12 protein-coding genes are annotated in these 11,885 nt (G+C 48.2%); 3 read left to right on the top strand and 9 right to left on the bottom strand.

The window, feature by feature from the left end; translation table 11 throughout:
* Positions 1-116 precede the first annotated feature (116 nt).
* The 9 genes from QZ105_RS09150 to QZ105_RS09110 all read right to left on the bottom strand — a co-directional run bounded on the left by QZ105_RS09150 (position 117) and on the right by QZ105_RS09110 (position 10,871).
* A complete protein-coding gene (locus QZ105_RS09150) occupies positions 117-1,004 on the bottom strand; it encodes a transporter substrate-binding domain-containing protein (RefSeq protein WP_293729616.1) in 888 nt (295 codons plus the stop codon).
* Between the two features lie 34 nt (positions 1,005-1,038).
* On the bottom strand, positions 1,039-2,037 hold the full coding sequence (locus QZ105_RS09145; RefSeq protein WP_293729615.1) for a uroporphyrinogen decarboxylase family protein: 999 nt from the start codon (positions 2,035-2,037) through the stop codon (positions 1,039-1,041).
* A 34-nt stretch (positions 2,038-2,071) separates the two neighbouring features.
* On the bottom strand, positions 2,072-2,824 hold the full coding sequence (locus tag QZ105_RS09140) for an amino acid ABC transporter ATP-binding protein (RefSeq protein ID WP_293729614.1): 753 nt from the start codon (positions 2,822-2,824) through the stop codon (positions 2,072-2,074).
* A 348-nt stretch (positions 2,825-3,172) separates the two neighbouring features.
* Positions 3,173-3,430 carry a GIY-YIG nuclease family protein gene (locus QZ105_RS09135; protein ID WP_293729613.1) on the bottom strand — a complete coding sequence of 86 codons (258 nt, stop codon included), beginning with the start codon at positions 3,428-3,430 and terminating at the stop codon, positions 3,173-3,175.
* Positions 3,431-3,901 carry a peptidylprolyl isomerase gene (locus QZ105_RS09130; protein ID WP_293729612.1) on the bottom strand — a complete coding sequence of 157 codons (471 nt, stop codon included), beginning with the start codon at positions 3,899-3,901 and terminating at the stop codon, positions 3,431-3,433.
* A gap of 16 nt (positions 3,902-3,917) precedes the next feature.
* Positions 3,918-4,814 carry a hypothetical protein gene (locus QZ105_RS09125; RefSeq protein ID WP_293729611.1) on the bottom strand — a complete coding sequence of 299 codons (897 nt, stop codon included), beginning with the start codon at positions 4,812-4,814 and terminating at the stop codon, positions 3,918-3,920.
* A gap of 198 nt (positions 4,815-5,012) precedes the next feature.
* Positions 5,013-6,239: a M20/M25/M40 family metallo-hydrolase gene (locus QZ105_RS09120; protein ID WP_293729610.1), complete on the bottom strand. Its 1,227-nt coding sequence runs from the start codon at positions 6,237-6,239 to the stop codon at positions 5,013-5,015.
* A 186-nt stretch (positions 6,240-6,425) separates the two neighbouring features.
* Entirely contained in the window at positions 6,426-9,038 is a 2,613-nt protein-coding gene (locus QZ105_RS09115; RefSeq protein ID WP_293729609.1) for a DEAD/DEAH box helicase family protein, read from the bottom strand.
* A 12-nt stretch (positions 9,039-9,050) separates the two neighbouring features.
* On the bottom strand, positions 9,051-10,871 hold the full coding sequence (locus tag QZ105_RS09110; protein WP_293729608.1) for a site-specific DNA-methyltransferase: 1,821 nt from the start codon (positions 10,869-10,871) through the stop codon (positions 9,051-9,053).
* An 83-nt stretch (positions 10,872-10,954) separates the two neighbouring features.
* Between QZ105_RS09110 and QZ105_RS09105 the strand changes: the two genes are divergently transcribed.
* From QZ105_RS09105 to QZ105_RS09095, 3 genes are all read left to right on the top strand, one after another.
* The gene (locus QZ105_RS09105; protein WP_293729607.1) at positions 10,955-11,107 is read left to right on the top strand and encodes a hypothetical protein; all 153 of its coding nucleotides are present in this window, start codon (positions 10,955-10,957) and stop codon (positions 11,105-11,107) included.
* Positions 11,108-11,209: 102 nt separating this feature from the next.
* A complete protein-coding gene (locus QZ105_RS09100; RefSeq protein ID WP_293729606.1) occupies positions 11,210-11,482 on the top strand; it encodes a type II toxin-antitoxin system RelB/DinJ family antitoxin in 273 nt (90 codons plus the stop codon).
* Entirely contained in the window at positions 11,469-11,741 is a 273-nt protein-coding gene (locus tag QZ105_RS09095; protein ID WP_293729605.1) for a type II toxin-antitoxin system YafQ family toxin, read from the top strand. Before QZ105_RS09100 ends, QZ105_RS09095 begins: the two co-directional genes overlap by 14 nt.
* Positions 11,742-11,885 lie beyond the last annotated feature (144 nt).

Raw genomic sequence — 11,885 nt, 5'->3', positions numbered from 1 at the left:
GGAGGCCGCCGCTACGCCCAGAGTAACGCTCAGGTAGGGCAGCACATTCACTATAAACGATAAAATCAATTCCGGTTCAAAGGGCCTCATAGCCGCCTCACTCCTTGCTTCCCAATTTATTTTTCAATAATGCCGTCGCCTTTTATGTATTTAAAAATATCCTCGCCGAAATATTTATTTTCCAGCTCCAGAATCTTACCTTCCTTTTGCAGCTCTTCTATAGCCTTATCATAATCGGCGGCCAGCTGCGCGTCCTTTTTATTGAACAGCGGATAGGTAGGAATTGCCATATGGCGCGCATAGGCTAGCTTGTCAGCGAATTTATGGTATTTACCGCTTTCCTTAACCACATTATTAATGTGATTAAGCTCGATATTCAGATAGGCGTCGTAGCGGCCTTCCAAAACCCAGGTATAAGCGTCGGATACCTGGAAGTTTTCCGAAGGCAGCAATTTAACCTGATTATCGGGATGATCGCGATTATACTGCTCCACTACCGCATACTGCGCGTTCTGCGGCGCGATAGGCACCAGCTTGCCGCTGAATTTAGCGAAGCTTTCCATATCTTTAATTTTATCCGCATTCTCCTTGCGGAAGGTCAGGCCGATAACGCTGGCGGCAATATAATGCTTCGGGAAAATATATTTATCTTTACGGGCTTTGGTGTACCACGACCCTTTAACGCCCACATCGTATTTGCCGCTTTCCACGCCGATCAGTAAATCGTCGTCGGAGGTAGCGACGTATTTAAATTCATACTGAGGCAGCTTTTTAGAAACCTCCTGCAGCACGGCTACCTCAAAGCCGTCCGGCTGATTTTTTTCGTTGACGAAGCAGTAGGGCACATAGTCGGAGCGGTGCGCTACCTTTACTATTTTTTTACCCTCCGCAGCGGCGCCGCTCTTATCGTCCTTGCCGCAGCCGGTCACGCCTACAGCAACCGCCGCCACCAAAGCGGCTGCTATCCCGAACTTAAAATAACGATGCAAAAATTTATCCAACATTTTAATCCACTCCTCTGTCTTTGCTCTAACTTTTTTAAAACTGCGCCGCAGTTATGCGAACAGTTTCCAAACGGGCTATGTCGATATCGTTAGGCACGGTGCAATCGGCTCCCAAAATAACGCCCTTATGGCCCGCGCCCTTTACTAGACCTTCGGTGAAGGCAGCGATTTGCTCCTTGCTGCCGCTGTACAAAATTCCTTCGGCCGTATTGTCAAAGCCGCCGATAACCGCACGGCCGCCAAACAGCTCCTTGCCTTCGGCCAGAGACACATTCTCCACATTCACGGCCCAATTTACAGCCTTAGCGGGATAATCCACATACCAGCTCAAATCGTTGCGGTTGCCGCGGAACCCGCAGATATGCAGCAAATTGTTTTTGCTGACGCTATTGGCCGCAGCCAAAATTGCCAGCTCGCCGGGAGCTATAATTTTTTCATAGCGTTCCTTAGTAACCTCCGGCTCAGGAATATTCTGTACACTCAAGTAAATGCCGTCGGCGCCGCCCTCGGTAACGACCAGACGGGACAGCTCGGCCAAATCCTCGGCGATAATATCCAGCACATGCTTGAGCGCCTCCGGCTCCTTAGTAATCAGCTCGGCCACCAAACGGTTTTGATTTTCTTTTTGCAGCAGGCGCAAATATTTTACGGGAGCAAAAACATTATAGAAGCTCAGCACCTCGCCGCCGAATTTTTGCGTCAAACGGCGCACCAGCTCCACCTGCCCCCGAATCCAGGGATGCTGCGCTCCTAGCGGACGAATATCCCGCAAATCGGCTAAGGATTTTACATTGTGCAGCTGCTCGTTGGGATACGCAAAATAGCCGTCGCTCATAATCTTTACAAAGTCCGGCTTAAATGCGTCGTAAAAAGCGAAGTGCCCGGACACGTTACGCTCGATAATTTCCGGCTTAGCTAAGCCCAAACCACGCTCATCCTCCTGCGTAAAATGGAACCAAAAGCCTACGGGTACTCGGTCCACCGGCTGATTATTCAAAGCCGCTAAAATTAATTCCTTTTTATTCTGAGACATATTCAATCATCCTTTCCAAATTCGTAAAATAAAATCAGATAATGTACTCGGCCTCCGGCAGTACGCGCCGCAAAAATCTGCGGGTGCGCTCCTGCTCCGGGTTGGTAAAAATTTTTTCTACCGAGCCCTCCTCCACAATATTGCCGTCGGCCATAAAAATTACGTGTGTAGCAATTTCCTTAGCAAACTGCATCTCGTGGGTCACAATAACCATAGTCTTGCCCTCGTGAGCCAGCTGCCTAATAACTGCCAGCACCTCGCCGATCAACTCCGGATCCAGCGCGCTGGTAGGCTCGTCCATCAAAATAATTTCCGGCTCCACCGCGATTGCGCGGGCAATGCCGACGCGCTGCTGCTGCCCGCCGCTGAGCTGGCTGGGATAATAATCGTAACGGTCGGATAGGCCCACCTTATCCAACGCCTTTTTAGCGATTTCCAGCGCCTTATCCTTGGCGACTCCGCGACCGTAGACAAGACCCTCCGTAACATTTTCCAAAGCGTTCTTATTATTGAATAAATTGTAGTTTTGAAAAACGAAAGCGGTCTTTTGCCGTACAGCCTTGATTTCCTTGCCTGTTACGGCGACATAATCCAAATGCTGCTCATCAAAATCCAAACGCCCGGCGTCGGCCTTTTCCAAAAAATTTATGCATCGCAGCAGCGTGGTTTTACCGCTGCCGCTGGGTCCCAAAATCGTAACCACATCGCCTTTCTGTACCTCTAAATCTACGCCCTTCAACACCTCGTTTCCCTGAAAAGCTTTACGAATACCCGTAACCTTCAGCATCTATTCTTCCCTCCTACAAATATAAGCAATAAAAAAGCAGGCCGGACGCCTGCAAAAATGTATTCGGCTTACTATTCGTTAACTCTATAGCAAGTACACTTCCGCGCAGGCATAGTACAACAAGGCATACACATACACATGACGCGCAGCATCATGGAAGCGTTCACAACGGTAAAGCTTTTCATGGATTTCATCCTCCTGTCTATAATCATATAAATTCAATAGGTTTTATATGTTATGGCTTATTTTACTCTCTTTTACGAGTTTGTCAACACTTTTTCGCAAAAAATTCTTTACGCCCATAAAAAAAGAAGGCTGCACTATAAAAGTGTAACCTTCTTAATAAATTTACAACTCTTTTTCCCAAGCCGCGCATAAGGCCAGCTTGTCAGCGCGAGGCAAGGCCTTTACCGCGCATTCGCGCTTCATGGCGCTTTCCTTATCCGGCAGCTCCTCCACATAGGCCAATTCCAGCGGCCCGCGTCCGCGAGTATATTTCGCGCCCCTGCCGCATTGGTGCATGGCCAGGCGGTGGGCCACGTCGTTAGTCCAGCCGGTATATAGGCTGCCATCCTTGCAGCGCAGCATATATACATAAGCCGCCATTTATTTTACAACCTCAACCTTTTCCATAATTACCGCTTCACGGGGACGGTCGCGGAAATCAGTCGGCACTACGCCAATCAAACGCACTACGTCCATGCCCTCGACGATTTTGCCGAAAATAGCGTGGTGGCCGTTGAGCCAGGGAGTGGGAGCCAGGGTAATGAAGAACTGACTGCCGCCGGTGTTGGGGCCTGCGTTAGCCATGGACAGAACGCCCTCGTCGTCATGCTTCAAGCCTTCGCCGAACTCGTCCTTAATATGATAGCCGGGGCCGCCCATGCCGGTGCCGGTGGGGTCGCCGCCCTGAATCATAAAGCCGTCGATGACGCGGTGGAAAATCACGCCGTCATAAAAGCCCTTTTCCGTCAGGTCGATAAAATTTTTCGTAGTCAGCGGCGCTTTGTCCTCAAACATTTCGGCTACAAAAACGCCTTTGTTAGTCGTAAATTTAATTTTTCTGTTTTCACTCATGGTTATATCCTCCCAATCAATATTTTTTAAAAGCCACCTGATGGCGCAGCAAAGCCACAAACAGGTACGCACCGCAGCCGATGGCCGCCATAGCCGCAGGCAAAAGCTGCTGGCCCGCGCCGTCGCCGTGCAGGAAGGTCAGGCTGAACAGCACCATAAGAAAATAGCCCATCATGGTCTGTAAGCGGCGGGGCAGCAAACGCTTGCCGTTCTTATCGCCCTTGGCCTGAGTAAATACCGCTACGCGGATTTCCGGCAGATACAAAATAAACGCGGCGCACATAATATAAATATACGGCATGGATAAAATATTGGGCTGCTTGCTGTATTCGGCGATAATCAAGCCTGCCAGCGAAATACCGGCTAAATACAGGCTGCGGAAGTAGCCTCCCTGAATCTGGCTTTCCAGCACATAGGCCGCGCCTGTCAGCAGCGGGTAAACCCAAAAGCCCTGCTTGCCCAGCCAAACGGCCGAGCCGATGATGATGACGTTATCCGCCAGACGGTGACGGTCGCCGGAGCTGCGGTTGAGCATACGCAGCACGAACAGCAGCCACAGCATAACTAAAATATTGCCCTCGCCTAAAAAGTGATAGCCCACCAGCGTCAGGCCGCCGCCGATAATGCCGCCCAGCTGACGGTCGGGGTCCAGCTCCTGCGCAATCATATAGCACAGCAGAAAGCCCAAAGCCGCGCCCACCGCCGTCAAAACGGAAGCGCCGGATTCCATGCCCTCCGCAGATTTCCACAGCGTTACGGCAACAGAAATAAAAACGGCGCACATCATGGCGACCTTAGTAACCTTGTTAGCAAAATCAATAGGACGGCCCAGGCCCAGATATTGATTCATGCCTGTAGGATCGTACACCTCGCCGGGATTGTAACCGGCGTATTTATTACTTTTTTTCGACATCAAATCACACCTTATCACAAAAAATTTAACTATTCTATTATACCATGAAAAGTCTCTACCGTCATGAAAATTTACTTTGGAATCAATTCAAACGTTTCGCCTAACGATTCGTTACCCAAAACTCCATCTGATAAGCAAAGCTCCCGACCACAAGTCGGGAGCCTGCTTGACATTAGCAATTTATAAATCTATCGCCGTTTAAAAAACCTCCGCCAGCTCGGCCAGCGTTAAAGCGAAGGCCGCCGTTCTGGGAACAGCCGTGTTTAAATCTACGGATTCGTGATCCGTATGCTCGTCGTAATTTTCTACGCCCAAAGCGTCCAGCGTCGGCACAAATTTAGCTGTGCGGTTGCCGTCCGTCAGGCCGCCTGCTACCCATTCGCTGACCTCGCCGCCAAATTCTTCTTTGACGATGCGCTTATAAACGTCCACCATCTTCTGCGCCTGAGCGGTTTTCTGCATGGGGCCGGTCACGATGCCGCCGGTAATTTTCACCGTGGTGCCGGGAATAACGATTTTATTTGCCAAAGCCTTCACCGCGGCGTCAATGCGCTGCTGCTCCTCAATGGTAAAGCAGCGGATATTAACCTCGCAGAAGGCGTCGCCGGGAATAACGCTGATTTTATCGTTAGCAGAGCCAATCACACCCACGTTCACTGTGTTCTGCGGAATAAACTGGCCTGTGTCAACAATGCCGCGGGCTTTGAGCGCTTCCGCCGTAAAATCTGCGGGGTTGCCGGGCATGGGGCTGGCCAGCTTGTGCAGCTCGGTAATGGTATAAGCCAGCTGATGAATAGCGTTGGCGCACTCCTGGGAAGCGTTGCCGTGATGGCCGCCTATGCCCGTTACATCTACGCGGTATTTAGCGTTGCCCTTGCGCTGGGTAACGATGCCCCAATTAGGACGCGCCACGTCCATGATAATGGCGAAATCGGACTGCTGGCTCAGCTCGGCCACGATAGCCTCCGCCGTTTTGGACCCGCCCTCCTCCTCGCCGTTGGTGTAATAAATAATCTCTTTAAAATTATCGAAGCCTGCCGCTTTCAGCGCCGCCAAGCCGTAGATAACCTCTACCACCGTGGCCTTGTCGTCGCCTACGCCCGGACCCCAGGCAAAATTATTTTCATCAACGCGGAAGGGGCGGCGGGCGGCCTCGCCCTTATTGAAAACCGTATCCACATGGGCCACCAGCAGAATCGTATACTTGCCCTTGCCCCGCAAACGGGAAATCAAATGGCAGGCGCGGTCGTTATAACGAAACTCCGTCGTCGCGCCGATGGCTTCCATTTTAGCGGCCACAAATTTATTGGCGCACTCCGTGCCCTCGCGGTCGCCGTTGCCCGAATCGATATTGGTCAGCGTCTCCAAATCCTTGACGTAATCCTCGTAATGCCCGGCCAAATATTGTTTGACAAATTCTTTCATTGCGTTGCTCCTTTCGTTTTCCGCTTATAAAATCATAACGGTATTTATATTCGTGAACGCCGCCGGTTTTTCCTGCCGCAGTAAAATAGTTCTCATAATTGACAAGAAGCAAAAAGCGCAAACCCGGCGGCTAAACCGGGCTTACGCTTTTATTATGCTATTCGGTTTTTCAAATTGCGCGGCGCGTTATAATCTTGCAATCACTTCCGCAAACTCATTTAAGTTATACGAGCCGTCGAGCTGCAAACCGTTTTGGGCAAAGACCATCAGATAGCGGTATTCGCGCCCCGCCGCTGCCTGCCATTTGCGCCCTAAAAGCAATTTGTTGCGGCTGTCCTCGTTCGCCAAATGCTCGCCTTTAGCTTCAATCAATAATAATTTGCCGGTTTTGGTGAACGCCATAAAATCCGGATAGTGCTTGATAAAGCCGTTGATGCAAAATCCCTGGCGTTCGCTGATTCTGTGCCACCAAACTATATTATCGTTGCTGATAATCACATCCAGCACTTTGCGTTCCAATTCATTCATATCGTCTTTTTCCGCTTCATAAAGCGATTTAGGAAGCGCGTCGATAAAATTGACGGGCGTGATGAAATCCGGCAAGACGTAGCGTTCGCAGCATTCTATTTCGCCCGCGTCCATAAGCTGCGCAAATTTTCTTTTGCTATAGGCCGCAGCAAGGGAATCAATTTTTTCGCGAATCTTTTTGGCGTAAAATTCCTTCGACGTCAGCATGGCAGTCAAATCGTCGCTATGCAGGCCGGCGACGACGCGGCGGACATAATCTTTGATTTCCGCGCTTTCGTAAGCGTTGTTGCGATTGATGACGGCGCAAATAGCGCCTATGCAGGTTTCAATTTGTCTGTCCTGCGGCAGACTGTCGAGATACTCGCGCAATTTTTGTTTATCGCTTTGCGTAACCATCCTGTATTGCGGCACAGCTTCGCCGCTTTTGGCTATGTCCACAGAATACATTTCGCCCGACGCAAATTTGAAATCAACATTGGCGTCCTGCCCTGTAAGGCAAAAGCCGTCCAGCAGGTTTTCGGGCTCCAAATATACATAACTGTTATCGTCAAACAAATCCGGCTCGGATTTGATATAGAATTGGGGAATATGTAATTCCTTCGCCGCTGTAAGGTTATCGTCTTTAATTTTAAACTTGCGCTGCATTTGCGCTTCCTCCCCTTGCATAAAATTTTCCGCAGCGGTTTCCGTTTCGTATTCCTGCGTCTGCCGCTCTGCCTGCGCTTCCATTTCTTGCAGTGTCTTGCTATCTTGCGAAGCGGCTTCGACTTGCTCCTTGACGTTTTGCGGCGACACGTCGGCAAAATTATCTGCCGCGCCGTTTTCATTTTCGTTTTTCGTTTCGCCAAATAAATCCTGCTGCTCGGCGCGCGCCTGCCCCTGCGGCTGCGCTTCACTTTCGGCGCCCACGCGATAATCGCTGCGGCTGAAACCCGCGCCGTTAAGCCCGGCTACAATGCTGTCCAGCGTGCGGCGAAAATCGTTGGAACAGCTGAAAACGTAGGAAGAATTTAAGAGAAAATGTTGCCGCTGCCTTGCGTAAGGCTGGCGCAAAACGCGTCCTAAGATTTGCTCTACGTCGACGGACGAAGTTTTATTAGCCAGCGAAGCGAGAATGTAAGCGAAAGGGCAGTCCCAGCCTTCTTTCAGCGCGTTGACCGTGATGATATAACGCACGGGACAATTCTTGCTCAGCAAATCGATATTTTTCAGCTCGTTCTTTTCGCTGGTTTTGATGGCGATTTGTTCCTGCGGTATACCTATATCCAAAAGGATTTCTTTAATTTTATCGAAAGTCGTATTGTCGCGATTATTTTTTGGCTGCGCCTGGAATAAAACGATGGGGCGGATATAGTCGCCCGTCGCCGCTTCTTCTTCTAAAGCTTTTTGTTCCAGCTTGCCGCGGAATTGGATAGCGTCGGCGATAACGCTTTCACGACTGCTGCGATTATAAACGATAACGGGCAGCTTGACCATGTTTTCGTTTTTTAAAGCCCGCGCGTCGACATAGGATAGAACATTGCTGTTTTTTCTGGGAGTAGCGGTTAATTCTAAAATAAAAGACGGATAAATATTTTGCAGCATTTCTACGCTTAAAGGAGAGGTCGCGTTATGACTTTCGTCCACAACTACCACCGGACGCAGATGGCGCAGAACTTGGATGAGCGCAGTTTCCGGCGTGCCTGCCAGCAAAATATCATCGTCTTTATAAAAAGCGGCGAAGCTTGCTAAATTACCGTTTTCCTGATAAATTTTCCTGTCACAGCGGCGGTCGGAATTGATGCGCAGCGAGTCGAAGCTTAATACGCAAATCGTGAGTTGGCTTTGCAAGGCGTCTACTGAAAAATTCTGCCCGCTCAAAAGCATATTTTTATCCAATACCTGTACTCTGCCGCCAAAATCCCTATCTAAAAATTGCTTGTAGGGGTGTCCGGGCAGGCGCAAGTTTTTCAGCGTTTGCTCCAAAATGGCGTCGGACGGCGTCAGCCAAACTACCAGCTTCGGTTTTTCCTGCGGCATAAAATTAAAGATGGGCTTAATCGCGTTGCAGGCCAAAAAGGTTTTGCCGCCGCCGGTCGGCACTTTTAAGCAGACTGCGGGCGCGCCCTCGATAATATCTTTATACTTCGGCGCGCCGCTGGGAGCGACGGCGATATTTTTGTCGCGCCAATAATTTTCCCAGGCGTCGCTTAGGCTGGCGCTGCACGATAAGCTTTGCAGGTAGCTTTGCAAATCTTCTATTACTTTTTTCTGGTAAGTTTTTAATTCCATATTCCACCACCGTCACAGCTTCGCGATGTCGCGCGGAATTTTTTTGAAAGTAATTCCGTACTTTTGTAATTCTTTTTCCGCAAGCGCGCAAACATCCGCATAAATTACATAAACTTGGGCTTTAGTTTTAATAGTATGCAAAAATTCCCTGTTTAAAATAGTCCGCGCGTTTTTGGCGTAATAAAAATAATAAGCCGCATTATGCTGCACGCCCAAAAGCATAGGCTCGGCAAGATTTCTGGGCGGCAAAGCCTGCCGCGTTTCCATATAATAAACGTATTCGCGGATTTTTTCTTCGCTTACCGCTTCGTTCAGCGCATCGCCGATTAAAAGCGGCGCGCCCAGTTCGTAATAGCTGAAACTGCCGCCAGTGCCGACGATTTCCTGCGTCGCTTTAATTTTGGCCGTTACTTGCAAATGGTTGGCGGCAATTTTAGGGTTGCCTACGCTCGTGTACACGCCGCTCGCTTTGGCTTTTTCTTTAGCTGCTTTAGCTTCTGCCAGCATTTGCGGCGCGTCGGCCAAATTGGACGGCTTTAATTCCGCGTCGTAAATAAATTCTTCTTTATCGTCTGCGGATTTATAGCCTTTGATAACGCGCTTGACGCGCTCGGCCGTGATGCTGTCGGCGTAGTCCATCATTTCGATACAGATAAATTTGCGCCTACCGCCGTCGCGCTTATTCATGTTCAGCACTGCGTGCGCCGTCGTGCCGCTGCCTGCGAAGCTATCGAGGATGATGGAGTCTTTGTCAGTGGATATTTCTAAAATTCTTTCTATTAATTTTGACGGTTTAGGAAATTCAAATATGGCTTTTCCAAAAATATCTTTCTGCTCTTTCGTTCCGAATATTGAAGTATAAGATTTATCAATCCATACAGTTTTAGGAATTTCTGTTAGTTTCCTCTCTTTCTGAAATATCCTTATAATGCCATCATTCCCTCTATATGCACAAAGTGAAGAACTATTGAGTTGTGAAGTATCTTTACCCCAACGCCAAACACTTTTTAGTCCGTTTACTTCTTGCGCCCACACTTCAACATATCCATCTATAGAATAAACGCTAACTGAACACAATCCATTTTTATCAGGATTGTTGATGTTTACAAAAAAAGGATAGCGTAAGTTAGGTCGATTTGTTGAATTAAAGGCTCTTACGTTACGATTGCGCAATCCTTTTAAATTAAATCCTCCATTCTCGTCAAAGTATTGGTATTCCTTACCTTCAATTTCTACTTCATTAAAATCTATTAGTTCTAAATTTTTTGCGTACACTAATATATTCTCATGCGTTTTTGCAAACTGTCCGTACCTTCTACCTTCCGTTTTAACGATGACTGTAATTCTCTCAATATAGTTTCTACCGCCGAAAATCTCATCGCAAATCAATTTTAAATTTGCCTGCTCGTTATCGTCGATGCTGATAAAAATCGCGCCGTCGTCCGCTAGCAAGCGCTGCAATAATTTCAAGCGCGGGTACATCATACACAGCCATTTATCGTGGCGCGACAAGTCTTCACCCTCCTTGCCCACAACCTGGTGCAGCCAGCGCTGTATTTGCGGGTCGCTGACATTGTCGTTGTACACCCAGTTTTCGTTACCAGTATTGTAGGGCGGGTCTATGTAAATACATTTGATTTTTCCTTCGTATTTGGGCAGCAAAGATTTCAGCGCCAATAAATTGTCGCCTTGGATAATCATGTTTTCGCTGTCGTTGTCTTCGTCGTGTTGTCCTTGTTCATCGAAACTATATTTTCTTTCCAAGACATGGAACGGCGTTTCCAGATGATGGTTAAGCACTTTATCTTTTCCAATCCAATTTAAAGTCGGCATGGTGTTCCTCCGTAAGCCGCCGCAAAAAAATAAGACGGCTTGCAACTATTTTTCTACAATATTATACCACACGGGCATATGATATGCTAAGCTTTGCGTTCGCCTGCGGCTCCACAATCGCTATGTATAAGCTGCCTACAAACAAACACGACAAAGGCGCGGCTATCCTGCACGCGGTGGAGCGTTGGGAAAATTTCGCAGGGATGCAGCGCGAGGAGGAAAAAGAAATTTTATAATCTCAAATGCAATTAAAATAAACCCAAGGTCGCTCTTGCCTAAAATGTTGACAAGGTAAATACTTTAGGATTAAAATAAAAATAAAAAGGTGGTGTGACGTTATGACAGCAGTAAGCACAAATATTAAAATTGACCCGATTTTGAAGCATGAATCCCAGGCGCTGTTTGAAAGTTTCGGCTTGAGCTTAAGCACGGCGGTAAATATGTTCCTTCGGCAAGCTGTACGCGAGCAGGCTATCCCGTTTAGGATTGGAACGCCCATTCCTAATACCGAAACGTTAAAAGCTATTCAAGATGCTAAAAACGGCGTAGGGCTGAGCCGTAGCTTTTCCTCTGTGGCCGAGCTGATGGAGGATTTGAATGCTGAAGATTAAGTACCAAGCAGCTTTCAAAAAAGATTTCAAACGCATTAAGAAACGCGGATATGATATAAGGTTGCTTGAAAAAGTTGTTGAGATATTAGCTGAAGGAAAATCTTTACCTGCCGAATACAAGGACCATAGCCTTAGCGGGGATTATATTGGATGCCGGGAATGCCATATTTCACCTGATTGGTTGCTTGTGTACGAAACCATTGAGAAAGAGCTTTTGCTGTACCTTATGAGGACCGGAAGCCATAGCGACATATTTTAAATAAAATGCGCGTCCGGTCTGCACGAGGTGGAGCGTTGGAAAAATTTGCAGGAATGCAGTGCGCGAAGGAAATTTGCGCCTATATTAAAAAGGGTCTTTGCCAAAAGCTGTGGTCGGCGCTCTAACGTTTGTGTGGTGGGCGCT

Source organism: uncultured Phascolarctobacterium sp. (assembly GCF_905212365.1).
Taxonomy (GTDB): domain Bacteria; phylum Bacillota; class Negativicutes; order Acidaminococcales; family Acidaminococcaceae; genus Phascolarctobacterium_A.
The sequence above is the reverse complement of the archived record's forward strand: the minus strand, read 5'-3'. Positions and strand labels throughout refer to the sequence as shown.

Bases quoted from the DNA above. Each gene is read 5' to 3' on its own strand.
- QZ105_RS09130 (WP_293729612.1), bottom strand. From the start codon at position 3,901: ATGAGTGAAAACAGAAAAATTAAATTTACGACTAACAAAGGCGTTTTT.
- QZ105_RS09150 (WP_293729616.1), bottom strand. From the start codon at position 1,004: ATGTTGGATAAATTTTTGCATCGTTATTTTAAGTTCGGGATAGCAGCC.
- QZ105_RS09140 (WP_293729614.1), bottom strand. From the start codon at position 2,824: ATGCTGAAGGTTACGGGTATTCGTAAAGCTTTTCAGGGAAACGAGGTG.
- QZ105_RS09100 (WP_293729606.1), top strand. From the start codon at position 11,210: ATGACAGCAGTAAGCACAAATATTAAAATTGACCCGATTTTGAAGCAT.
- QZ105_RS09115 (WP_293729609.1), bottom strand. From the start codon at position 9,038: ATGGAATTAAAAACTTACCAGAAAAAAGTAATAGAAGATTTGCAAAGC.
- QZ105_RS09110 (WP_293729608.1), bottom strand. From the start codon at position 10,871: ATGCCGACTTTAAATTGGATTGGAAAAGATAAAGTGCTTAACCATCAT.
- QZ105_RS09105 (WP_293729607.1), top strand. From the start codon at position 10,955: ATGCTAAGCTTTGCGTTCGCCTGCGGCTCCACAATCGCTATGTATAAG.
- QZ105_RS09145 (WP_293729615.1), bottom strand. From the start codon at position 2,037: ATGTCTCAGAATAAAAAGGAATTAATTTTAGCGGCTTTGAATAATCAG.
- QZ105_RS09135 (WP_293729613.1), bottom strand. From the start codon at position 3,430: ATGGCGGCTTATGTATATATGCTGCGCTGCAAGGATGGCAGCCTATAT.
- QZ105_RS09095 (WP_293729605.1), top strand. From the start codon at position 11,469: ATGCTGAAGATTAAGTACCAAGCAGCTTTCAAAAAAGATTTCAAACGC.
- QZ105_RS09120 (WP_293729610.1), bottom strand. From the start codon at position 6,239: ATGAAAGAATTTGTCAAACAATATTTGGCCGGGCATTACGAGGATTAC.
- QZ105_RS09125 (WP_293729611.1), bottom strand. From the start codon at position 4,814: ATGTCGAAAAAAAGTAATAAATACGCCGGTTACAATCCCGGCGAGGTG.